Here is a 21,196-nt window from a genome sequence, read left to right on the forward strand (position 1 = left end):
GCCTCCCCCTCTCGCTGTCGCTATGAATAACAGATTAGACCACTGCATCGTTCACCGTCTTAGCCCAGATCAAGTTCAGAAGCACTAACGACCGTCTACAATGAAAGAACAAACCCAAACCCTACTCTGACCGCTAATGGATTACTCAGGAGCTCGCCATGACACTTCAGGAAGAACTAAGCGCAACCGTTGGGGAACTGGTACAGGCCGGCAAGGGCATTCTCGCGGCGGATGAGAGCCACCCCACCATCGCCAAACGTTTCAACGCGGTTGGCGTGGAGTCCAGCGAAGAGAAACGTCGTGAGTACCGCAGTCTCATATTCTCAACATCCGGTCTGGGGGAATTCATCAGCGGCGTGATTCTGTTTGAAGAAACTCTGGGCCAGACCAGCCTCGACAACCAGCGAATACCAGAGCTTCTTGCGAAACAGGGCATTGTTCCGGGCATCAAGGTGGACAAGGGCAAAAAACCGCTGATCAATGCCCCGGGCGACGAGATAACAGTGGGTCTGGATGGCCTCGAAGACCGGCTGGAAATCTACCGGAATCAGGGAGCCCGGTTCGCCAAGTGGCGGGATGTGTTTCATATCTCCGACACCCTTCCCTCTCCCCAGGCCGTGGAAGCTAATGCGGAAGTGCTGGCGCGCTATGCGGCCATATGCCAATCCGTGGGAATTGTTCCCATCGTGGAGCCAGAGGTGTTGATTGATGGCAACCACACCATAGAACGCTGCGCGGAGGTGAGCGAAGCGGTTCTCAGAGAAGTGTTTCACGCCCTTTACCGGCACAAAGTCGAGCTGGAGCAGATGATTCTGAAACCGAGCATGGTGACCCCCGGTAAGGACAACCCGAAGGCCACGCCTGAAGAAGTGGCTCAGGCAACGATTGGGGTATTCCGTCGCGCCGTGCCTGCCGCCGTGCCCGGCATCTGCTTTCTGTCCGGCGGCCAGACCCCCGAAGAGGCAACCGCCAACCTGAATGCGATGAACGCCATGGGCGCGCAGCCCTGGGAACTCAGTTTTTCTTATGGACGCGCGCTACAGGAGCCCGCCCAGAAGGCATGGGCCGGCAATCTGGAAAACGGACCGGCGGCACAGGAAGCATTGCTCAAACGGGCCAGGCTCAACGGCGCTGCGCGCAACGGTAGCTACGCCCCGGACATGGAGGGCTGAACGCCCTCCTCTCCTCTGACGATCCCGGTTCACTTACTGGCAACCGAACGTACAGTTGGCGTCGCCATCGAAAGACATGGTCCGGCCGCTGAGCGGCAGGTGTACCGGCACGGAAGTCAGTGCGGTAAACATTGCCGTGCGGGTACCCTTGCGCACCTCACCGCCCTCGGTGGCCGCTTCATTGGCATGCGAGGCAATGACCGCTTTTGGAGCGATCAGGTCATTGATTACGTAGGCCGCTTCTTTGGGACCGGTCGTGAAGGTGTCGCCGATGTTCATCACCACCAGTTCAGCGCCGTAATGCTCTTTCACCACCAGTTTCTGTTCAGCGGTAATCCCGGTATCGCCTGACAGGTACACCACCAGGCCGTTACTGAAAGTCAGCACGTAACCGGTGGGCGGACCGACACTGGCGCCAACGCCGGCTGCCTGCAGGTGTTCCGCCAGCGGCCCTGTCAGGAAAGACGGTGACACGCCATTGCTGTGGACAGCCGGCACCGTGGTGATCTTCACGCCGCCCGTTTCATGCTCGCCTCCGAAGCGGACCAGCACGGAGTTGGCGGGGTCGCCCCCGGCCTCTTTCAGTTTCGCGGCGAAAAACGCCGGCATTTCGCTGCCGGTGACGATACGCGCCTTTTTCCCTACGGCAATATCAACGGTATTCGATTGCGGCAAGGTGCCAACGGACGTATCCGGCGAAACACAGCTACCGGCATTGGTCTTGCTAATTCGCTGATCGCCGACGTGATCGCCATGCATATGGGACACCAGGATCACATCAATCTCACGAAGCCTGGGGTCGTCTGGACCGGCGACGGTGCGCCCGGCATCGTAGAGGATGCGGGTGCCGTTGGGGTCTTCCAGCACCAGGGCGCGGTCACGGCTGCAGAATTCGCCATCGTGACTGCCCAGGGGGGTGATCCTGACAGGCTCTTCAGCCAAGGCCCAGGGCGCGGCCAGAGCCAATCCGGCTGTCAGGGCGGTTATCAATCCAGAACGTTTCATCGGTTCCCTCTCCGCTGTTTGTTATTCGATAGTAATTAACGAGTACGAACAGCGCCTCATTCCGTACCAGTGTAGTCGGCGGAACAGAATCAGGGACGGAAACGGGGATAAATCAGGCCGCGCAGGAAACCGGAACCGGCTGCTGCAGACAGGCCAGCATTGGTTCAACCTGGCGGATTTTTCGGGCTTCCGGCCAGAGCATGTCAGCTTCGCGGAAGCCCTGACGCAGGTAGTTGAGCCATTGCTTGATGCGGCCGGTGACAAACCGGTCTTCCAGGCGCTGCTGCAGGGCAAAGGCGTATTCACGCACCAGGGACACCGCTTCCGGCCAAGTCATGTCCGGCACGGATTCACCATTCTGACTGGCGCGGATCTTACGGGCCAGGTCCGGGCGGGCGATCAGCCCCCGCCCGATCATCACGTCATCACAACCCGAGACTTCACGGCAACGCCAGTAGTCGTCCACAGTCCAGATTTCGCCATTGGCAATCACATGGGTGTTGACCGTTTCCCGGACCCTGGCGATTTCTTCCCAGTAAGCGGGTGGCTTGTAGCCATCCACCTTGCTGCGGGCATGAATAACAATCTCTTCAGCGCCTGCCGCTTCCAGGGCCTGGGCGCAGGCCACACCCATGGAGCGGTCGTCATAACCCAGACGCATCTTGGCAGTGACCGGGATGTCCGCTGGTACCGCCTTGCGGACTGCCGCGACGATCTCATGCATCAGCTCCGGCTCTCGCATCAGCACACAACCGCCTTTGTGTCTGTTGACGGTTTTGGCCGGGCATCCAAAATTGATATCCACCTGCCCCGCCCCCAGCTCGACCGCTTTGGCACCGTGTCGGCCCATCATTTCGGGGTTTGAACCCAGAAGCTGGACGGCTACCGGCGTACCGACTTCGGTCAGGGCTCCGTTATGCAGCTCCGGTGCGTACTTGTAGAAAATTCTGGGGGGCAGCATGCCGTGGGTCACGCGAATGAACTCGGTTACGCACCGGTCAATACCGCCAACTTTCGTCAGGGTTTCACGAATGGGTGCGTCTACCAGCCCTTCCATTGGGGCAAGAATAATTCGCATGAAGGCTCCGGAGGATGAATGGAAAATCAGTCAGCATCTGATCAAAAATCAGCCGGAGAGGATTGTAAGGAATCTGGCGGAAAGTTGGTAGCCGGGCATCCCGAAATCAGGATGCCCGGCCTGTTGCTTTCGACTTACTTCTTCACGTCGAAACGGTCGTTGTTCATGACCTTGGCCCAAGCGGCAACGAAGTCATTCACAAACTTCTCATCGTTATCATCCTGGGCGTACACCTCAGAGTAGGCACGGAGGATGGAGTTGGAGCCGAACACCAGGTCTACCCGGGTGGCGGTCCACTTCACCTTGTCAGTCTTTCGGTCACGAATCTCGTAGAGATTCTTATCCGCCGGCTTCCAGCTGTAGGCCATGTCGGTCAGATTGACGAAGAAGTCGTTCGTCAACTGGCCTACGCGGTCCGTGAGTACACCGTGTTTGGTGCCACCATGGTTGGTGCCAAGCACACGCATGCCACCGAGCAGAACAGTCATTTCGGGAGCTGTCAGGCCAAGCAGCTGGGCGCGGTCGAGCAGCAGCTCTTCCGGCTTGACCACATATTCCTTCTTCTGCCAGTTCCGGAAGCCATCGGCGACCGGCTCCAGTGGGTCGAAGGATTCCGCATCCGTCATCGCGTCAGTGGCGTCACCACGGCCCTTCAGGAAGGGAACGTGTACGTCATAGCCTGCAGCTTTCGCGGCCTTCTCGACACCCAGGTTGCCACCCAGCACGATGACGTCGGCAATACTGGCGCCGGTTTCGGCAGCGATCTTCTCATAGACGCCCAGCACCTTGGACAGACGTTCCGGCTCGTTGCCCTCCCAGTTCTTCTGCGGCGCCAGGCGAATGCGAGCGCCGTTGGCGCCACCGCGCATGTCAGACCCCCGGAAGGTACGGGCGCTGTCCCAGGCGGTACTGACCAGCTCGCTGATACTCAAGCCGGCGTCGTCGATTTTCTCCTTGACCACTTCTTCGATGTAGTTGGTCTCGCCCTGTGGCACCGGGTCCTGCCAGATCAGGTCTTCAGCGGGCACTTCCGGGCCAATGTAACGGCTCTTCGGCCCCATATCCCGGTGAGTCAGCTTGAACCAGGCCCGGGCGAAGCAGTCCCGGAAGTATTCGGGATCCGCCATGAACTTCTCGCAGATCGCGCGGTACTTGGGATCCATCTTCATCGCCATATCCGCATCGGTCATCATCGGATTGTGGCGAATGGACGGGTCGGTCGCGTCAACGGGCTTGTCTTCTTCCTTGATGTCCACGGGCTCCCACTGGTTCGCACCGGCTGGGCTCTTCTTGAGTTCCCATTCATGACCGAACAGCAGGTCGAAATAGCCCATGTCGAACTTGGTCGGGTTGGTTGTCCAGGCGCCTTCAAGGCCCGAAGAAACGGCATTGGCGGCTTTCCCCTTCATGTTGGGGTTGTTCCACCCCAGGCCCTGTTCATGAACGTCAGCGCCTTCGGGCTCGGGACCAAGGGCATCGGCATCGCCATTGCCGTGGGTCTTACCGACGGTATGGCCGCCGGCGGTAAGTGCTGCGGTTTCCTCATCATTCATGGCCATGCGGGCGAAGGTTTCCCGCACCTGCTCGGCTGTCTTGAGCGGATCAGGCTGACCGTTGACGCCTTCCGGGTTCACATAGATAAGCCCCATCTGCACAGCGGCAAGTGGGTTTTCCATGGTATCCGGCTTGTCCACGTCCTCGTATCGGGTGTCGGATGGGGCCAGCCATTCTTTCTCCGCGCCCCAATAAATGTCTTTTTCCGGGTGCCAGATGTCTTTACGACCGAAGGAAAAACCAAAGGTTTTCAGACCCATCGATTCGTAGGCCGCGTTGCCGGCCAGAATCATCAGATCCGCCCAGCTCAGCTTGTTGCCGTACTTCTTCTTGATTGGCCACAACAGACGGCGGGCCTTGTCGAGACTGACGTTATCGGGCCACGAACCGATCGGCGCAAAACGCTGGTTACCGGTACCACCGCCACCACGACCATCGGCAAGACGATAAGTACCTGCAGCGTGCCAGGCCATACGAATCATCAGGCCGCCATAATGGCCCCAATCCGCCGGCCACCAGTCCTGGCTCTCGGTCATCAATGCGTAAAGGTCTTGCTTCAGGGCGTCATAGTCCAGTTTCTTGACTTCCTCACGGTAGTCAAAGTCCTCACCCAGCGGGTCGGATTTGCGATCATGCTGGTGAAGGATGTCGAGGTTCAGGGCTTCAGGCCACCAGCTGGTGTTGTCCTGGCTGGCCAGAGTGCTGCCACCGTGCATAACCGGACATTTACCACCGGAATCAGTGTTCTCTCTCATCGTACTCTCCTGTTTCTGCGTCGTTGGCAAAAAACGTATCTACGGGGACACCATTCAATATAGATCAACCACAGTTGGCTGCTTGAATGTTTCCTAATGTCAGGATAGAGAACGGCTATGGATTGGGAGGATGAGTTTTAGATTATCGGCAATCAGAGTCGCTCGATGGAAGCAAACTTGCCGTCATTGTCGAACAGGATGCGGAAGCTGCCGCGAACGCCGTCGCGGAGATAAAAACGGGAGAGAATACGGGCCGGGAAGCGGACGGAGCGCCCGTCCCGGGCCGTGGTGTGAACATCGGTGGCCACGCCCTGATAGAGTTTGATCCACTCTTCAGGGCTGATGTTGATATCCACAATAATCTGCTGCATGGACTCTTAGTTCGCCAGTTCCAGCAACAGACGGTTCAGACGGGTTACATAAGCCCCCGGATCTGCCAGCTGCTCGCCGCTGGCCAGGGTGGCCTGATCCAGCAGAACAGCAGACAGCTCGCCGAAACGCTCATCGCCCTTCTCGTTCTCCAGGCGCTGCACCAGCGGGTGATCCACGTTGATTTCGAAGATCGGCTTGCTGTCCGGCACTTTCTGGCCGGCGGCTTCCATGATCTTCTTCATCTGGGCGCCCATGTCAAAGTCACCCACGACCAGGCAGGCCGGAGAGTCGGTCAGACGATTGGTAACCCGTACCTCCTGGACACGATCCTCAAGCGCCTTCTTGATGCGCTCAAGCAGGTCCTTGTGCTCCTCAGCTGCCTCCTCCTTGTGCTTCTTGTCTTCCTCGGTTTCCACTTCGCCAAGGTCGAGATCACCACGGGCAACGTCCTGGAACTGCTTGCCGTCGTATTCGTTGAGGTAACCCATCATCCACTCGTCGATGCGGTCGGACAGGATCAGCACCTCAATGCCCTTCTTGCGGAAAACTTCCAGATGCGGGCTGCTCTTGGCGGCCATGAAGTTGTCGGCGGTGATGTAGTAGATCTTGCTCTGGCCTTCTTTCATGCGGCCGATGTAGTCATCCAGGGATACATTCTGAGTCTGCTCACCGGTATGGGTCGTGGCAAAACGCAGCAGGCCAGCAATCTTCTCGCGGTTGCTGAAGTCTTCCGCCGGGCCTTCCTTGATGACTGTGCCGAACTCGCCCCAGAACTTCTGATACTGCTCGGGATCTTTCTTCGCCAGCTTGGAGAGCATGTCGAGTACACGCTTGGTGAGCGCGGTACGTATGCTTTCCACGGTGCTGTCGTTCTGCAGAATCTCCCGGGAAACGTTCAGGGACAGATCGTTGGAATCGATCACACCCTTGGCGAAACGCAGGTACAGCGGCAGGAACTGCTCGGCGTCGTCCATGATGAATACGCGCTGCACATACAGCTTCAGGCCACGGGGTGCTTCCCGGTTGTACAGGTCAAACGGCGCACGGGCCGGAATGTACAGCAGGCTGGTGTAGTCCAGCTTGCCTTCCACCTTGTTGTGGGACCAGGTCAGCGGGTCTTCAAAATCATGGGCGATGTGCTTGTAGAACTCCTTGTACTCCTCGTCCTTGATCTCGGTACGAGGCAGTGTCCAAAGCGCGGTAGCATCGTTGACGGTTTCGTCCTTGCCCTTTTCTTCCTCTTCCTCGGATTCGGATTTCATCACCACCGGGAAGGAAATGTGATCGGAGTACTTCTTCACCAGGCCGCGCAGGCGGAATCCGTCAGCGAATTCTTTCGCATCGGACTTCAGATGCAGGACGATTTCAGTGCCACGATTCTCACGGTTAACCTGCTCGATGGTGAACTCGCCGTCACCGTTGGATTCCCAGTGCACACCCTCTTCAGGCGCAGCGCCGGCGCGGCGGGTAAACACTTCCACCTTGTCGGACACAATAAACGCGGAATAGAAACCCACACCGAACTGACCGATCAGCTTGCTGTCCTTCTTCTCGTCACCCGACAGCTGCTGCAGGAATTCGGCAGTGCCGGAGCGGGCGATGGTACCCAGGTTCTCGATCACGTCATCACGGGTCATGCCGATGCCGTTATCAGTCAGGGTGACAGTGTTCTTTTCCTGGTCGTAGTCCAGGCGGATTTTCAGCTCGGGATCGCCTTCATACAGGCCGTCATCCTTCAATGCCGCGAAACGCAGTTTGTCTTCGGCGTCCGAGGCGTTCGAGATCAGCTCACGAAGGAAGATTTCCTTGTTGGAATACAGGGAATGGATCATCAGGTGAAGCAGTTGCTTCACTTCGGTCTGAAAACCCAGGGTCTCTTTTTGCGCTTCTACCGTCATGGCTTTTTTATCTCCTGCTGTTTACGTTCGGTGGAGCGGTGCGGTCGGGTAGTCCTGTCCAAAACACGCTGTGAATACGTCCCTGTACGCTCCGCTCCGCCATCCATGGCTCCGCAGGGTTTTGGACAGGACTACCCGACCACACCACCCGATTGTCAATGTAGTGTTGCAGTGGGAAATGGGGGCAAGCCGGGGCATTTCAAGCCCCGGATCAAAGGGAAAATCAGTCTTCGAGGAGGAAGTGAGCCCTGGCAGTGGCAATCGGTTGGGAGCGGGATTTCTGCCAGGCGGTGATCATCACGTTGGCCACACGGTTGCCCTGGCGGGTCAGGCGGCACTCGGCGAAGGTTTCGCGGTTCAGGCCTGCGCGCAGGTAATCCAGGGAGAAGTCCACGATCCGGGGCATGCTCATGCTGTCCTGGGACATCATCAGGTAGATCGCGGCAGACATTTCCATAAAGCCGCCGATGACGCCACCGTGAATGGCGGGCAGGATCGGATTGCCGAGGTTTTCTTCTTTCTTCGGCAAGCGGAAGATCAGATCGTCGCCAAAACGGTCACATTCCAGGCCAATAAAGCGGGCGTAAGGAACGCTTTCCAGCAGCCGCGAAAAATCGCCGCTTTCGCGGGTGTGGCGGAGGATTTCAGGGTCGGTCATTCTTCACCTCCGGTAATCAGATCCCGATAGCCTTTCGGTGTGGCTTCCTTGCCAATGCGCATGAAGGTACCGACGCAGTTGGCGATGGTTTCGCCGCCTTCCTGGTAGGCCTCGCACCGGGTAAAGATGATGTTGCGGGTGATCTTGTAGGTTTCCGCGCGGGCAAACACCGGTTTGTGGGGTTCCGCCGGACGCATGTAATCGACCCTCAGGTCCAGCGTCGGGCACAGCTCAAAATCCTCCAGGGCGCAGATGATCACTGAACCCGAGGTCGTGTCCATCAGCGTGGTAATGGCGCCGCCGTGGATCACGCCGGTATCCGGGTTACCAATAATCCGGTCACTGTACGGCAGGCACATGGTCAATACGCCATCGCCTGCGGCTTCAACAGTCAGGCCCAGTTCCCGCGCCTGATTCAGGGTTTCAAGAAACCGGCGAACCCGGTTCAGTCGGATATCATCAGTCATTCAGTGTCGCCAGATCGGTTAACTGTTGGATTTCGAGGCAGCATCGGATTTCCCCGCCGGCTCTTCAAACACTTTTCCGCCACGCAGGGCCTCCAGGGCGTTGGAACGGAATTCCCGGCGGTACAGAACGATGACAACCAGTGTGGAGCCCGCGATGAACGCCACCGGATGGATAAACCATGTCACCACCGCCATGGCGTAATAATAGGATCTCAAGCCAAGGTTGAAAGCATCCCCCGCCAGGTTGCATACCCGCGCCGCGCTCTGGGCAAAGGCTTCTCGCGCTGCCGGGCTGACTTTGGTGTCCTCCGGTAATGGTGCGCTCCCGATGAGCACAGCCACAAAGTTGTACATGCGCATAGACCAGGTGAACTTGAAGAAGGCATAGATAAACACCATCAGCAAAACCACCATGCGCAACTCCCAGATCGCACGACTGGGCAAATTGCCAAACGGCAGGGTACTGAACACCTCCATCACTTCCTGAGTGTAGCCCAGTGCTGTGATGATACCCGCCAGGATCAGCAGGCAGCTCGACGCAAAGAAAGCACCGTTGCGTTCCAGGTTGCCCACGACCGATGCATCCGGAATGCGGTTATCCCGGCGCAGCATCCCCCGCATCCAATCCTCCCGGTACAGGTCGAGGGTGTTGGACAGACAAGGTCGGTCATTGGCTTTGCGTCTGGAATACTCGGTGTAGCCAATCCAGCACACCAGAAACCAGGCCAACGCAGTCAGTTCCAGATAATCAACCATGGAGGTTCCATTTGCGGAATCAGAAAAAGGAAGGTTAACAAGGGCGTTATCATACACTTCGCAGGGAATTCTCTCCAGATTACAAGGGCACGGTGGCTATAACCGCAGATCATCGGATGTGGTATAAACTGACCCTAATCACCCGGGGTTACGTACATCCCGGATCAAGGACTGATAACAGGAGTTTACCGTGACGAACCGGCTGTTCTTTCGCTATCTGCCTCTGATCGCCCTGCTCTTTGCCATGGCAGGATGTTCCGTAAACCCGGTCACCGGGGAAAAGCAGCTGTCACTGATACCCGAAAGCCAGGAGCTTTCCATAGGCGCAGAACAGTACATACCTACCCAGCAGACCCAGGGTGGCCAGTTCTATCTGGACCCGGACCTGACGGTTTATGTGAACGAAGTGGGTCAGAAGTTGGCCAGGGTCAGCGATCGCCCCGACCTGCCCTATGAATTCGTCGTGCTGAATAGCAGTGTTCCCAACGCCTGGGCACTACCGGGCGGGAAAATCGCCATTAACCGGGGACTGTTGACCGAACTGGAAGACGAAGCCCAACTTGCGTCTGTGCTCGGCCATGAGATTGTCCACGCTGCGGCACGTCACAGTGTACAGCGCATGCAACAGAGCATGCTGATCAGCGCGGGCGTTGCCGGGCTGGGATTCGCACTGTCGGATAATGAGTGGACTGGTCTGCTCATGGGCGGCGCCGCTCTTGGCGCACAGATCATTCAGGCTCAGTACAGCCAGGGCGACGAACTGGAATCCGACCGCTTTGGTATCGAGTACATGGTCGAGGCCGGCTACGATCCCCAGGCTGCGGTGGAGCTTCAGGAATTGTTTGTAAAACTGTCGGAAGGGCGCCAGTCGAGCTTTATTGACGGCCTGTTCGCCAGCCACCCCCCTTCACAGAAGCGGGTCGAGGCGAACCGCAAACTGGTTCAAGAATATGGCGCCGGTGGATACCGCGGCAAGGATGTCTACGACAGAAAACTGGCCAAGGCCAGAAAGCTCCAACCCGCTTACGATGCCCATGACGAGGCCATGAAACTGGCCAGCGAGGGAGAGATGGAAGCAGCGCTGGCCAAAATCAACGAAGCTATCCGCATAGAGCCGGAGGAAGCCCTGTTTTATGCGCTCAGGGGGCGCATTTACGAGGCACAGGAAAAGAAAGCCAAGGCCGAGGCGGACTTCGAGAAAGCGGTGTCCCTCTACCCTGAAATGTTCAGTTACCGCCTGCACAACGGCCTGAATGCGCTGTCCCGGAACAAGCTTGATAAAGCCCGGACCAACCTCACAAAGGCCAACGAGGTGGTTCCGACCTCCATCGCCTTCCTTCGCCTCGGTGATGTGGCGGTGAAACAGAACCGTCGCGAAGACGCCATCAGGTACTACCAGACAGCGGCGGAAGCCGGTGGCCCAGTGGCTGAAGAGGCCAAAAAGAAGCTTGCCAATCTCTCTCAATAAACGCTGGAAAATTCCTTTCAAAGGCCCGGATCCACTCCGGGCCATTCTGTATCCACCTGACCACTACAACGTCCCTTCCCTGAGTTTTGCCGTGGTGACAGCCCATTGCCGTCAATGATTGCATTGACTTTTAGAGCAATAACTCTAAAAATCAGATGACATCAACAACAATCGGACGATTGCCATGTTAGCGAAACGTATCCAACCGATGGCTTTCCAGGCACGACGACTGTACGTGGAGCTGATGTTCCAGGTAATGGGTCGCGCCCTTCAGGCCGTCAGTGAAGTGGATGAGACAGTCCAACAGGAAGCCATTGCCCTTCCGGAAGGTTTTCTGTTTGAAATGATGGTGATGCCAAACGGCTCCAGCCTCATCGTCGAACATACCGGTAACGGGCGCTTCCACTACCACGGCAGTACCGCCCCACGACCGGTGGATCTGTCGATACAGTTCAAGCACATTGCCCACGCGTTCATGGTGCTGTCATTTCAGGAAAAGACTTCCGTGGCCTTCGCCAATGACAGAATGCTGGTGGATGGCGATATCAGCTACGCCATCCGTATGACACGGGTACTGAACCGGCTGGAAGCGTTCATTCTTCCGAAGCTGATCGCTAAGCGGGCCGTCAAGGAATACCCCGCCAACCTGCACCTGCCGGAAAAACTGATCAGTGCCGCACGGATCTACCTCAAGGTCGCAACCAATTTTGTCGAAACGGTGAGAGCATAATGACTAACAAATACTATGAGTTCTTTTGCCCGGTTAAGGTGATCGCCGGCAAGGCTGCCCTGGAGCATATCCCTTACGAGCTGACCGGTATGGCGGCAAAACGCCCGATGATTGTGACTGACAAAGGCGTTCGCGCCGCTGGCCTGCTCGACCCAGTGATCGCCGCGTGCGAGGAAAGCGGGCTGGAAATTGTCAGTATCTACGATGATGTGCCGCCGGATTCCTCTACCGGTGTGGTCCGCGATATTGCCGGCATCTACCGCGCTGAAAAGTGTGATTCCATTATTGCTGTCGGTGGCGGGTCCGCAATTGATACCGCCAAGGCCGTCAACATCCTGGTGTCCGAAGGTGGCGACGATATTGCCGCGTATTCCGGCGCTGGTGTACTCAAGCACCCACTCAAGCCTTTCTTCGTCGTACCAACAACGGCGGGCACCGGGTCCGAAGTAACCGCCGTGGCCGTGATTGCCGATACTGAAAAGCACGTAAAGCTGCCATTCACATCATCATTCCTGCTGCCGAACGCGGCGATCATCGATCCCCGCATGACGCTGACACTGCCGCCTCATATCACTGCGGCAACCGCCATGGATGCGATGACCCACGCGACCGAAGCCTTCACCTGCATGGCGAAGAACCCGCTCAGCGATGCCTACGCCACGGCCGCAATCAAGAAAATCAGCACCTCCCTGCTGTCGGTGATGGAAAACCCGAAAGACGCCGATGGCCGTCTTGAGCTGGCTCAGGCATCCACCATGGCCGGTATCGCTTTCTCCAACTCCATGGTCGGCCTGGTGCACGCGCTTGGTCACGCAACCGGCGCCATCTGCCAACTGCCCCATGGCCTGTGCATGAGCCTGTACCTGCCCTACGTACTGGAGTACAACATTGAATCCATCCGCGAGCCGCTGGGCGAATTGCTGCTCTATCTGGACGGCCCGGATGTCTACGCGGCCACGCCGGCAGCCCGTCGCGCCGAAGCCAGTATCTCCACCATCCGCCGTATGCGGGACGCACTGTACAAGCATTGTCAGTTGCCTCGTACCCTGAAGGAAACCGGCAAGGTCGTTGAGGAGCAACTGGATCAGATCGCCGAACTGGCGCTGGACGATGGCGCCATCATGTTCAATCCGAAAGAAGTTACCCTGGAGGATGCCCGCGAGGTTCTGCGCCGTGCCTGGGCTTAACCCAGAGTGAGACTGGCAATCGGTGCAGAGCTCCCGGCAAAGCCGGGGCCTGCACCGATATCGGTCAGAGTAAGTATTTGCAAAACATATAAATCAAATTATTGAAAAGACCTTACAAAAAAGTAACAATTGCCGAAAAGCTGGCAAGGATGTGCCGGGTTAGACCTTGTTTCCGACTTCAGAGCCGTCCCTGTATGCCAAACCGAACATCCAGCCATCCAGCGCTGTTCCCTGTCCTCTTGCTCCCGCTACTCATTTCCAGCTTTGTGCTGACAGGCTTGGCATACGCGGCCAACAGTGCTCCAACAAGCAATGCCAAAACCCTGCATTTTAATGTCTCTCCCAATGGCTACCCGCCATACCTTATTGTGGAAGGACAGCAACCTTCGGGCATCATGTGGGATGTCGTCACTCTTATCGCGGAGCGTATTGGTTATGAGGTTGTCCCGGAGCAGATTCCCCGCAAACGCGTGGACGAGATGCTGCTGACGGGCTACATCGATGCCACGTCACGGGCAGTGGAATGGACAGACAACCCAGAGCAGTTCCTGTTTACCGATGCCATTGTCGAAGTCGAGGAGGTTGTTTTCATCCCAACCGACTCTGACCTGACATACCAGACGCCGGAAGATCTGTTCTCCCAAACCGTGGTGACTCACCTTGGTTACCTCTATCCTTTAATGGAACCTCATTTCCAGTCCGGTGCAATCAAACGCTTTGACGTATCCCGCGACCGGGACATGTTCGCGTTTTTACTCCACGGTGAGCACTTTGATGCCGCCATTGCCGATCGACTGGTCGGTCAGTGGATCCTCAGAAATGAGGGTTGGCGGAAGGATTTTCGCATCTCCAAAGAGAGTCTCAGCAATTATGGCTTCCGCCTCATGCTTCGCAAGGACCAGGAAAATTTTGCCAGGCGGTTCAATGCCGAGCTGGCCAACATCCGCGAAAACGGCGAACTCGACGCCATTCTCTCCCAATACCGCTGAGCGTCCGCTTACTCCAGGCGTCTCAGCAACAGCATGGGCGATACGCTTAACACCGGCCTGAGCTGCCAGCGGCCGAACAGAGCAAGAACCACAGCGCTCAAGAGCGGAATCGGCAGCACAATGGCCCAGTGCCACTGGAACTCGCCCTCGAACATCCGGAACTGCAGGGCCCAGACAGCGGCCTCTGCCGCTGCCACACCCAGCACACCCGCAAACAGCCCCAGCAATGCGAACTCCAGCATGGTGCTACGCACCAGGAGGGACTGACGGCCACCCAGTGTACGCAGTAGCGCCCCCTCCCGCTGACGGTCCCGAAGCGTAGCACTGACTACAGCCGCCATCACCACCAGCGCTGCGGCCAGGATCAGCACCAGTATGGCTTCAATGGCCTGAGTCACCTGGCGCACAATGTCCTGTATACGCTCGATGATATGATCAATTTCCAGTACCGAGATGGTCGGATACCGACGCGAAAACTCATTGAGGGCATTCTTATTGACGGGCGGCAGGTAGAAACTGGTGATCCAGGTGGCCGGCATCTCCTCCAAGCCGCCTCCCGGCGGAAAGGCCATGTAGAAATTGGGCTTCATGCTGTCCCATTGTACCGTGCGAATGCTGGTAACCGCCTCAGTGACTTTCTCCGATCCGATGGTAAAGGTCAGTTCATCACCGACTTTCAGTCCCAGCTTTTCCGCCAGCTCCGCCTCAACGGAAACACCGCGGGTCTGGCCCGGACTGAACCACTCACCGTCCACGATTTCATTGTCTGCCGGCAGCGACTCCATCCAGGTCAGGTTCAGCTCCCGGTTCAGGGCGCCTACCCTCTCGTCCTTTGTTACCGCTTCCTTGACCGGCGCGCCATTCAGCTCAGTAAACCGGCCACGCACCATGGGATAAAGCTGATCCAGCGGTTGCCCCCGATCCTGCCAAAAGGCGTCAACGTCTTCGACCACATCCGGGGCAATATTGATCAGAAAGTGGTTGGGTGTATTCTCCGGCAACTGCGCCTGCCAGTCTGCCAGCAGTGAAGTTCGAACCAGGATCAGCGTAGCCGCCAGCATCAGCGTCATCGCGAACACGGAAATTTGCGACAGGCTGGCCCGGCGATGCCGGTAGAGCCCCACCAACGCCAGGCGCCAGGCATTGCCGCCCCCCCTGATCTTGCGTAATCCCAAAACCATTAGCCACCCAAGCAATGCAAGAGTGCCCAATAACAGGATCAGCCCACCCAGCAACGCCAGAACCAGAGACACTTCGCCAGCGTACATCCACACCAGCCCGAAAATCGCCACCAGGGCAACAGTCAGGTCGGGCAGCGCTTCGCGACCGGATTCTCCGGGCTGGGAACGCAACACGCGCATGGCCGGTACGTTGCGTAAGCGCCGGATGGGCGGATAGGCAAAAGCAAACAGGGACACCAGAGCGGTCAGCAGCGACGGCGCCAGTGCGGCAGGATCAAGCTGGTAATCCACCGGTCGCTCCAGCACATCGCTGAGCAGGCGGGACAGCAACCAATACAGAGGCAACGCAATCACCAGCCCCCCGACAGCGCCGGCCAGCCCCCAGAGGCCCAGGCGTTGCAGGTACAGTCTGCCAATACCCTGACTGCTCACTCCGAGAGTCTTCAGCAGTGCCACAGTATCCCGCTGCGACAGGGCATACTGACGGCTGGCCACGGCCACCGCGACGGCAGCCAGCATGACCGCCAGACTACCACCAAGCAGCAGGAAGCGCTCGGCACGTTCCAGGGAGCGGGAGAAGGTTTCTCCGTCCCGCACGCCTTCCCATTCATGGCTGGGTTCCAGTTGCGGTTGCAGCCAGCGGTAATAGCCTTCCAGTGCTGCTTCTTCGCCGGCGAACAGATAGACGTATTCCACCCGGCTGCCTTCCTGTATCACGCCGGTGTCCGGTACGTCGTCCGCGTGCATCATCACCCGGGGCGCCAGCGCCGACAGGCGGAAGCCGCCATCAGGTTCACGCACCAGCAGGCCGGATATTTCCAGCTCCAGATTACCGACCTCCAGGGTGTCGCCCACGTTGGTGTCCAACAACCGGAGCAGCCGCGGGTTGATCCAGACCTCACCGGGCGCCGGCCCGGACGACACCAGTTGCCGTGGTTCATCCGGACCCAGCTGAATTTCGACCTGGCCACGCAACGGATACTCATTGCTGACCGCCTTGATTGATACCAGCTGGAAATTGTCCGCCCCGAACACCATGGTAGAAAATTCCACCATCTGTCCGGTTTTCAATTGGCGACTCTGCGCTTCCGTCAGCCAGGCGTCAGGAATGGGGCGACCGTTTTCGGCTTCCAGTTGCCGGTCCGCCGCCAGAAAGGAGCTGGCCGAAGACACCAGCGTACGTTGAAGCTGGCTGGCGAACAGAGCGATGGTGGCGACCGTGGCAACCGCAATCATCAAGGCCGCCAGCACAACGCGTACGTCCCGTTCACGCCAGTCGCGGCGTATGGACATTAATTTACGTGAGGCCACCATCAGATGACTGGCTCCTCGTCAGTGTGGGTATCGGGTTCGGTGAGAACGCCCGCCTCAATGTTGAACTGGCGGCCACAGCGTGCGGCCAGGTGTTCGTCGTGGGTGACCATCACCAGCGTTGTGCCCTGCTCATGGTTCAGTGCCATTAACAGGTCCGACACTGCCTGCCCGGTGCGGTTGTCCAGGTTGCCCGTAGGTTCGTCCGCGAACAGCACCACCGGATCCGACGCAAACGCCCGGGCAATGGCAACCCGCTGCTGTTCACCGCCGGATAGCTGGCGCGGCGTATGGGTGAGGCGCTCGCCAAGACCCACGCGCTCCAGCAATTCCCGCGCTTTTTTCTCCGGAGCCTCGTGCCCACCCAGTTCCAGCGGTAACATCACGTTCTCCAGCGCTGTCAGTGCCGGCAACAATTGGAAAGACTGAAATACAAAACCGACCCGCTGTGCACGCAACTTGGCACGCTCATCCTCAGACAGTTTGCTGATGACCGCTCCGTCCAGTTCGACGGTGCCTTCGGTGGGGGTATCCAGCCCGGCCAGTAACCCCAGCAGTGTGGTCTTGCCCGATCCGGAACGCCCGACGATCGCGACGGACTCACCACGATTGATTTCCAGACTGACCCCCTGCAAGATCGTCAACGTATCAGTCTCCAGACTGACACGATGCGTCAGGCCACTGACTTTCAGCATGGCTGACTGACGGCCCTCTGGATAATGCTCGGTCTGGTCGTTCACGGGGTCTCCAACATTTTAAAGTGGTTACAGGTTGTCTATGGATACGGTATTTTTACGTCTGAGATCAATACTTTTCATCTCTTTTCTTTGTGTCTTTACACAAGTTCAGGCTGATCAGAATCAGGCATCAAACACCGTACTGATTGTCGGGGACAGCCTGAGTGCGGCCTATGGTGTGCAAACGGACGAGGCCTGGGTGGCTCTGCTGCGCGCGCGCCTCGAAGCTGAGGGTCTGGAAAACTGGCAGGTCGTCAATGCCAGCATCAGCGGCGAAACCACCGACGGCGGGCTGCGTCGCCTGCCGGCGTTGCTTGAGGAATATGAGCCCGAAGTAGTGGTCATCGAACTGGGCGGCAACGATGGCTTGCGGGGTTTCCCGCCCAATGTCATCGAGAATAACCTGGCCAAAATGATCGAACATGTCCGCGATGCCGGCGCCCACCCGCTGCTTGTGGGCATGCAAATTCCTCCCAACTACGGTGAGCGCTACACCCGGATCTTCGCCGGAATTTTTCCCAAACTGGCGAAACGGTACGACACCGGCCTGGTTGAGTTCTTTCTGGAAGGCATCTACGACCAGGAGGACATGATGCAGTCTGACGGCATACATCCCACCGCTGAAGCCCAAAACCAGCTACTGGCCAACCTCTGGCCGGAACTTGAGCCGCTGCTCAAATAAGCCAGGCTACCCAGCCACCGACTGGATATGGGCGATTGCACGGCGCTCAGACCAGTAGTATCCATCCCGGGCGTGCTCAACAAACCCCACGTGGCCACCCCAACGCGGTGCTTCCAGATGGACATGCTGACCCAACAGCTCTCTTGATTCCGGGAAGCACCGGGGTGAGAGGAAGGGATCATCGGCAGCATTCACCATCAGCGACGGCACCCGGATGTCCCTCAGCTTGCCAAGAGCGGAGCAACTGGCCCAGTAATCCCGGGCGTCACGGAAACCATGCAGTGGCGCTGTATAGCGGTTATCAAACTCGTGAAAGCTGCGAATGTTCTCGAAGCCGTTCACATCAATAAGCTCCGGAAAGCGCCGGGCTTTCTCTTCCATCTTGACATGCAGGTCCCTCAGGAAGCGCTGCATGTAGATCTTCCGGCTGGGTTTGGCCAGTTCATCCGCACTGCCGGCCAGGTCACAGGGTACGGAATAGGCAACCGCGCCACAGATGCGGCTGTCCACTCTTTCCGACTGTTGAGCAAGATACAACAGTGTCAGGTTCCCTCCCATACTGAAGCCGGAAAGGAACAACGTGCGGTAATCCCGGGACAACCCGTGACGCACCACGCGATCCAGATCCTCCGTTGCGCCACTGTGATAGAACCGGGGCTGCAGGTTCATCACTCCACCGCAGGAACGAAAATTCCAGGCCAGCACATCCCACCCTGCTGTCAGCAGGGCACGGGTCAGACCGAGGATGTAAGGCCTCCGGCTGTGACCTTCAAGTCCGTGGGACAATATTGCCAGCCGGTCACTGCCCTGGCGGTACCAATCCAGGTGCAGTTCGTCGTTGTCGCAGGTAGTGAGCACTTCCGACTCCGGCTCGGCCAGGGCCACTTTACGAAACAGCGTTGGCCACACCGATTGCAGGTGACCGTTACGAAGCCACGGTGGCGGCCGATAACGGAATACCTGCTTACCAATATCCGGCGGCACAGGATGGGGAGCAGACTGATAGTACAATTTTTAACCTTCTAATTCAGAGGGTTGACCCCAACGAATAAAGTCCTTATTATTCGCGCCACTTAGCTGTTCCCCGATAGCTCAGTTGGTAGAGCAACGGACTGTTAATCCGTTTGTCGCTGGTTCGAGCCCAGCTCGGGGAGCCACTTATTCCGAAATGCCGCTGTTTCTTCTGAAACCAGCGGCATTTTTCGTTCCGGATCTCAGAAAATCTGAGGCCGCTGCATAAACGCCTGCATCACACGATACAGTGTATAACCGTCTTCCGTTCCGGTCATCTCACGAATCGAGTGCATACCCAGCTGGGGCACACCGATGTCCAGCGTCGTTACCCCCAGATTTCCCGCCGTCAGCGGACCGATGGTACTGCCACAGCCCATATCGCTGCGCACCACAAATGTCTGGTAAGGCAAACCCAACTCGTCACTGATATGGCGATACACTCCGGCGGAACGACTGTTGGTGGCATATCGCTGGTTGTGGTTGACCTTGATAACCGGCCCCTGATTGATCAGCGGGCCGTGGTTCTCATCGTGACGATCCATGTAATTGGGATGGATTCCATGGGCGTTGTCCGCCGAGATCATCATCGAGCGTGCCATCACACGGGACTTTGCTGCCCCACACCAACGGTCCAGAAGAGCCGACAGGAATGGCCCCTGAGCCCCCTCAGCGGACACACTGCCCACCTCTTCATGATCATTACAGACCAGCAGCGCGGGCTCGTCACTGGATGAGTCCAGCAGCGCCTGCAGACCAATGTAACAGCTCAGCAGATTGTCCAGTCGTGCCGAGGCAATGAACTCGTCCCGCAATCCCACGAATGAGGCACCCCGGGCGTCGTAAAAGCTCAGCTCATAGCCCAGCACCTTGCGAACCCCGATACCGGACTCGGTCGCTATCTGGCGTTCCAGCAAGGAAGCGAAGGTTGTGGTATCAGAATCCGGCACCTGCATCAGTACCGGTGGCAGATCAGTCTGGGCATTGACAGAGCGGTTGCTGTTGGCCTCGCGGTCCAGATGAATCGCCAGACTGGGAATAAATGCGACCGGCTTACGGAAGTTAACCAGTACATCCTTTACGGCTCCGGCTTCGTCCAGAGCCGTGACACGGCCGGCCAGGGACAGATCGCGGTCAAACCATGGATTGAGCAATACACCGCCGTAGACTTCCACCCCAACCTGGAAAAACCCTTTGCGACGCAGTTCCGGGTTCGGCTTTACTTTCAGACAGGGACTGTCGGTGTGGGCGCCGACCATACGGATGCCGCTTTCCGCAACATCGCCCTTACCGGTCCGGAAGGCCACAATCGAAGAGCCATTGCGAATCACGTAGTAGCCCCTGGCCTCGTCGAGCGACCACTCGTCTTTCTCGTCCAGCTCGGTAAAACCGGCCTCATCGAGACGGGCCTTCATCGTGGCGACTGCGTGCCAGGGAGTTGGGGAGGAATCGAGAAAATTCAGCAAATCGTGATTAAACTGCGCGTGTTCCATGATGCTCCTGATTACCTGATAATACGGCTGACAGTATGGCATGAAGCCAATAACCGTCATACTGGTGTCCTGAAACTCAATGGCACCAGACGACACCGGGAGTTTACCTTGCCGTTACCACGATTTCTCGACATCGAATACTGCCAGACCGACGACACCGTCTTTCCCACGGCCATCTCCTGGTCACTGGAAGACGGACGCCTGAAAACCGTTGTTATTGCTCCGGAAGACAGCTGGATACCCGAAGACGGTGACCTGGGCGACGTCGACCTGCTCTACCTGGAAGAACAGGGTGTGCCGCTGATCGAACTGGCCAGGGAACTCCACCAGGACCTGCCGGACCAGACCGTCTTTACCGATGGTATGGACCCGGACGACATCCTGGTGGACCTGATCTTCACCGCAGTCAACATGGAGGCCCCGTTCGAGCTCGCCCCCATCACCGAGTTGATCACCACCTTCGATACCGACAGTCTCGAAGACCGCCGCCGCCAGTTGCTGTTCGACGAAGGATTGGAACCCACACGCGCAGAAAACTGTGTCTATGCCCTCCTCCTGCTGGCCCGGGAAGAAGGCCAACTGGAAGACTAAGCTGTAATCCCGGGCTCCCTGAGGGAAGTGTGACGCGGGTCGACGTAACACACCGTTACAAAAGGCAGAATCTGCCCGAACCCGCAATCGTCAGGAAAGCC

At 57.7% G+C, this 21,196-nt stretch carries 19 protein-coding genes and 1 tRNA gene; 8 read left to right on the plus strand and 12 right to left on the minus strand.

Annotated features, from left to right (window positions below):
* Positions 1-158 precede the first annotated feature (158 nt).
* Positions 159-1,172: a class I fructose-bisphosphate aldolase gene (locus Q0Y21_RS10935; protein WP_297795002.1), complete on the plus strand. Its 1,014-nt coding sequence runs from the start codon at positions 159-161 to the stop codon at positions 1,170-1,172.
* A gap of 33 nt (positions 1,173-1,205) precedes the next feature.
* Here the strand turns inward: Q0Y21_RS10935 and Q0Y21_RS10940 are convergent, their stop codons facing one another.
* The 8 genes from Q0Y21_RS10940 to Q0Y21_RS10975 all read right to left on the minus strand — a co-directional run bounded on the left by Q0Y21_RS10940 (position 1,206) and on the right by Q0Y21_RS10975 (position 9,715).
* Positions 1,206-2,177 carry an MBL fold metallo-hydrolase gene (locus Q0Y21_RS10940; RefSeq protein WP_297795005.1) on the minus strand — a complete coding sequence of 324 codons (972 nt, stop codon included), beginning with the start codon at positions 2,175-2,177 and terminating at the stop codon, positions 1,206-1,208.
* Between the two features lie 112 nt (positions 2,178-2,289).
* A complete protein-coding gene (locus Q0Y21_RS10945; RefSeq protein ID WP_297795007.1) occupies positions 2,290-3,255 on the minus strand; it encodes a tRNA-dihydrouridine synthase in 966 nt (321 codons plus the stop codon).
* Positions 3,256-3,389: 134 nt separating this feature from the next.
* Complete coding sequence (gene katG / locus Q0Y21_RS10950) at positions 3,390-5,564, minus strand: catalase/peroxidase HPI (RefSeq protein ID WP_297795009.1); 2,175 nt, start codon at positions 5,562-5,564, stop codon at positions 3,390-3,392.
* A 152-nt stretch (positions 5,565-5,716) separates the two neighbouring features.
* Complete coding sequence (locus Q0Y21_RS10955; protein WP_297795012.1) at positions 5,717-5,935, minus strand: DUF2835 domain-containing protein; 219 nt, start codon at positions 5,933-5,935, stop codon at positions 5,717-5,719.
* Positions 5,936-5,941: 6 nt separating this feature from the next.
* Positions 5,942-7,834, minus strand: coding sequence for a molecular chaperone HtpG (htpG, locus tag Q0Y21_RS10960; protein WP_297795014.1), 1,893 nt, complete (start codon positions 7,832-7,834; stop codon positions 5,942-5,944).
* A 223-nt stretch (positions 7,835-8,057) separates the two neighbouring features.
* Positions 8,058-8,492: a PaaI family thioesterase gene (locus tag Q0Y21_RS10965; RefSeq protein WP_297795016.1), complete on the minus strand. Its 435-nt coding sequence runs from the start codon at positions 8,490-8,492 to the stop codon at positions 8,058-8,060.
* The gene (locus Q0Y21_RS10970) at positions 8,489-8,959 is read right to left on the minus strand and encodes a PaaI family thioesterase (RefSeq protein WP_297795017.1); all 471 of its coding nucleotides are present in this window, start codon (positions 8,957-8,959) and stop codon (positions 8,489-8,491) included. Before Q0Y21_RS10970 ends, Q0Y21_RS10965 begins: the two co-directional genes overlap by 4 nt.
* An 18-nt stretch (positions 8,960-8,977) precedes the next feature.
* Entirely contained in the window at positions 8,978-9,715 is a 738-nt protein-coding gene (locus tag Q0Y21_RS10975; protein ID WP_297795020.1) for a DUF599 domain-containing protein, read from the minus strand.
* 244 nt (positions 9,716-9,959) lie between these two features.
* On the opposite strand from Q0Y21_RS10975, the gene Q0Y21_RS10980 reads away from it, so the two are divergent.
* The 4 genes from Q0Y21_RS10980 to Q0Y21_RS10995 all read left to right on the plus strand — a co-directional run bounded on the left by Q0Y21_RS10980 (position 9,960) and on the right by Q0Y21_RS10995 (position 14,089).
* Positions 9,960-11,183 carry a M48 family metalloprotease gene (locus Q0Y21_RS10980; RefSeq protein ID WP_297795409.1) on the plus strand — a complete coding sequence of 408 codons (1,224 nt, stop codon included), beginning with the start codon at positions 9,960-9,962 and terminating at the stop codon, positions 11,181-11,183.
* A gap of 184 nt (positions 11,184-11,367) precedes the next feature.
* The gene (locus Q0Y21_RS10985) at positions 11,368-11,913 is read left to right on the plus strand and encodes a hypothetical protein (RefSeq protein WP_297795023.1); all 546 of its coding nucleotides are present in this window, start codon (positions 11,368-11,370) and stop codon (positions 11,911-11,913) included.
* The gene (locus tag Q0Y21_RS10990) at positions 11,913-13,100 is read left to right on the plus strand and encodes an iron-containing alcohol dehydrogenase (RefSeq protein ID WP_297795026.1); all 1,188 of its coding nucleotides are present in this window, start codon (positions 11,913-11,915) and stop codon (positions 13,098-13,100) included. The genes Q0Y21_RS10985 and Q0Y21_RS10990 overlap by 1 nt, the downstream gene beginning before the upstream one ends.
* Before the next feature lie 194 nt (positions 13,101-13,294).
* Entirely contained in the window at positions 13,295-14,089 is a 795-nt protein-coding gene (locus Q0Y21_RS10995) for a transporter substrate-binding domain-containing protein (RefSeq protein WP_297795029.1), read from the plus strand.
* 8 nt (positions 14,090-14,097) lie between these two features.
* On the opposite strand, the gene Q0Y21_RS11000 is transcribed toward Q0Y21_RS10995, so the two are convergent.
* Positions 14,098-16,584: an FtsX-like permease family protein gene (locus tag Q0Y21_RS11000; RefSeq protein WP_297795032.1), complete on the minus strand. Its 2,487-nt coding sequence runs from the start codon at positions 16,582-16,584 to the stop codon at positions 14,098-14,100.
* A complete protein-coding gene (locus Q0Y21_RS11005; protein ID WP_297795412.1) occupies positions 16,584-17,276 on the minus strand; it encodes an ABC transporter ATP-binding protein in 693 nt (230 codons plus the stop codon). Before Q0Y21_RS11005 ends, Q0Y21_RS11000 begins: the two co-directional genes overlap by 1 nt.
* Before the next feature lie 82 nt (positions 17,277-17,358).
* Here Q0Y21_RS11005 and Q0Y21_RS11010 point away from each other — a divergent pair, with 82 nt between their 5' ends.
* On the plus strand, positions 17,359-18,000 hold the full coding sequence (locus Q0Y21_RS11010; RefSeq protein WP_297795034.1) for an arylesterase: 642 nt from the start codon (positions 17,359-17,361) through the stop codon (positions 17,998-18,000).
* Between the two features lie 6 nt (positions 18,001-18,006).
* Here Q0Y21_RS11010 and Q0Y21_RS11015 read toward each other — a convergent pair whose 3' ends face one another.
* The gene (locus Q0Y21_RS11015) at positions 18,007-19,011 is read right to left on the minus strand and encodes an alpha/beta fold hydrolase (protein WP_297795037.1); all 1,005 of its coding nucleotides are present in this window, start codon (positions 19,009-19,011) and stop codon (positions 18,007-18,009) included.
* A gap of 70 nt (positions 19,012-19,081) precedes the next feature.
* Between Q0Y21_RS11015 and Q0Y21_RS11020 the strand changes: the two genes are divergently transcribed.
* Positions 19,082-19,157 (plus strand) — tRNA-Asn (locus Q0Y21_RS11020).
* A 57-nt stretch (positions 19,158-19,214) separates the two neighbouring features.
* Here the strand turns inward: Q0Y21_RS11020 and Q0Y21_RS11025 are convergent.
* Positions 19,215-20,504, minus strand: a complete 1,290-nt coding sequence (locus tag Q0Y21_RS11025; RefSeq protein ID WP_297795040.1) for a M18 family aminopeptidase — start codon at positions 20,502-20,504, stop codon at positions 19,215-19,217.
* 108 nt (positions 20,505-20,612) lie between these two features.
* Here Q0Y21_RS11025 and Q0Y21_RS11030 point away from each other — a divergent pair, with 108 nt between their 5' ends.
* A complete protein-coding gene (locus Q0Y21_RS11030) occupies positions 20,613-21,095 on the plus strand; it encodes a hypothetical protein (protein WP_297795042.1) in 483 nt (160 codons plus the stop codon).
* The last annotated feature ends 101 nt before the right edge of the window (positions 21,096-21,196 follow it).

This window comes from uncultured Marinobacter sp., from assembly GCF_947259545.1.
Classification (GTDB): Bacteria; Pseudomonadota; Gammaproteobacteria; order Pseudomonadales; family Oleiphilaceae; genus Marinobacter.

Bases quoted from the DNA above. Each gene is read 5' to 3' on its own strand.
- Q0Y21_RS10935 (WP_297795002.1), top strand. From the start codon at position 159: ATGACACTTCAGGAAGAACTAAGCGCAACCGTTGGGGAACTGGTACAG.
- Q0Y21_RS11025 (WP_297795040.1), bottom strand. From the start codon at position 20,504: ATGGAACACGCGCAGTTTAATCACGATTTGCTGAATTTTCTCGATTCC.
- Q0Y21_RS10945 (WP_297795007.1), bottom strand. From the start codon at position 3,255: ATGCGAATTATTCTTGCCCCAATGGAAGGGCTGGTAGACGCACCCATT.
- Q0Y21_RS10955 (WP_297795012.1), bottom strand. From the start codon at position 5,935: ATGCAGCAGATTATTGTGGATATCAACATCAGCCCTGAAGAGTGGATC.
- htpG (WP_297795014.1), bottom strand. From the start codon at position 7,834: ATGACGGTAGAAGCGCAAAAAGAGACCCTGGGTTTTCAGACCGAAGTG.
- Q0Y21_RS10965 (WP_297795016.1), bottom strand. From the start codon at position 8,492: ATGACCGACCCTGAAATCCTCCGCCACACCCGCGAAAGCGGCGATTTT.
- katG (WP_297795009.1), bottom strand. From the start codon at position 5,564: ATGAGAGAGAACACTGATTCCGGTGGTAAATGTCCGGTTATGCACGGT.
- Q0Y21_RS10990 (WP_297795026.1), top strand. From the start codon at position 11,913: ATGACTAACAAATACTATGAGTTCTTTTGCCCGGTTAAGGTGATCGCC.
- Q0Y21_RS10970 (WP_297795017.1), bottom strand. From the start codon at position 8,959: ATGACTGATGATATCCGACTGAACCGGGTTCGCCGGTTTCTTGAAACC.
- Q0Y21_RS10995 (WP_297795029.1), top strand. From the start codon at position 13,295: ATGCCAAACCGAACATCCAGCCATCCAGCGCTGTTCCCTGTCCTCTTG.
- Q0Y21_RS11000 (WP_297795032.1), bottom strand. From the start codon at position 16,584: ATGGTGGCCTCACGTAAATTAATGTCCATACGCCGCGACTGGCGTGAA.
- Q0Y21_RS10975 (WP_297795020.1), bottom strand. From the start codon at position 9,715: ATGGTTGATTATCTGGAACTGACTGCGTTGGCCTGGTTTCTGGTGTGC.
- Q0Y21_RS11010 (WP_297795034.1), top strand. From the start codon at position 17,359: ATGGATACGGTATTTTTACGTCTGAGATCAATACTTTTCATCTCTTTT.
- Q0Y21_RS10985 (WP_297795023.1), top strand. From the start codon at position 11,368: ATGTTAGCGAAACGTATCCAACCGATGGCTTTCCAGGCACGACGACTG.
- Q0Y21_RS10980 (WP_297795409.1), top strand. From the start codon at position 9,960: ATGGCAGGATGTTCCGTAAACCCGGTCACCGGGGAAAAGCAGCTGTCA.
- Q0Y21_RS11005 (WP_297795412.1), bottom strand. From the start codon at position 17,276: ATGCTGAAAGTCAGTGGCCTGACGCATCGTGTCAGTCTGGAGACTGAT.
- Q0Y21_RS10940 (WP_297795005.1), bottom strand. From the start codon at position 2,177: ATGAAACGTTCTGGATTGATAACCGCCCTGACAGCCGGATTGGCTCTG.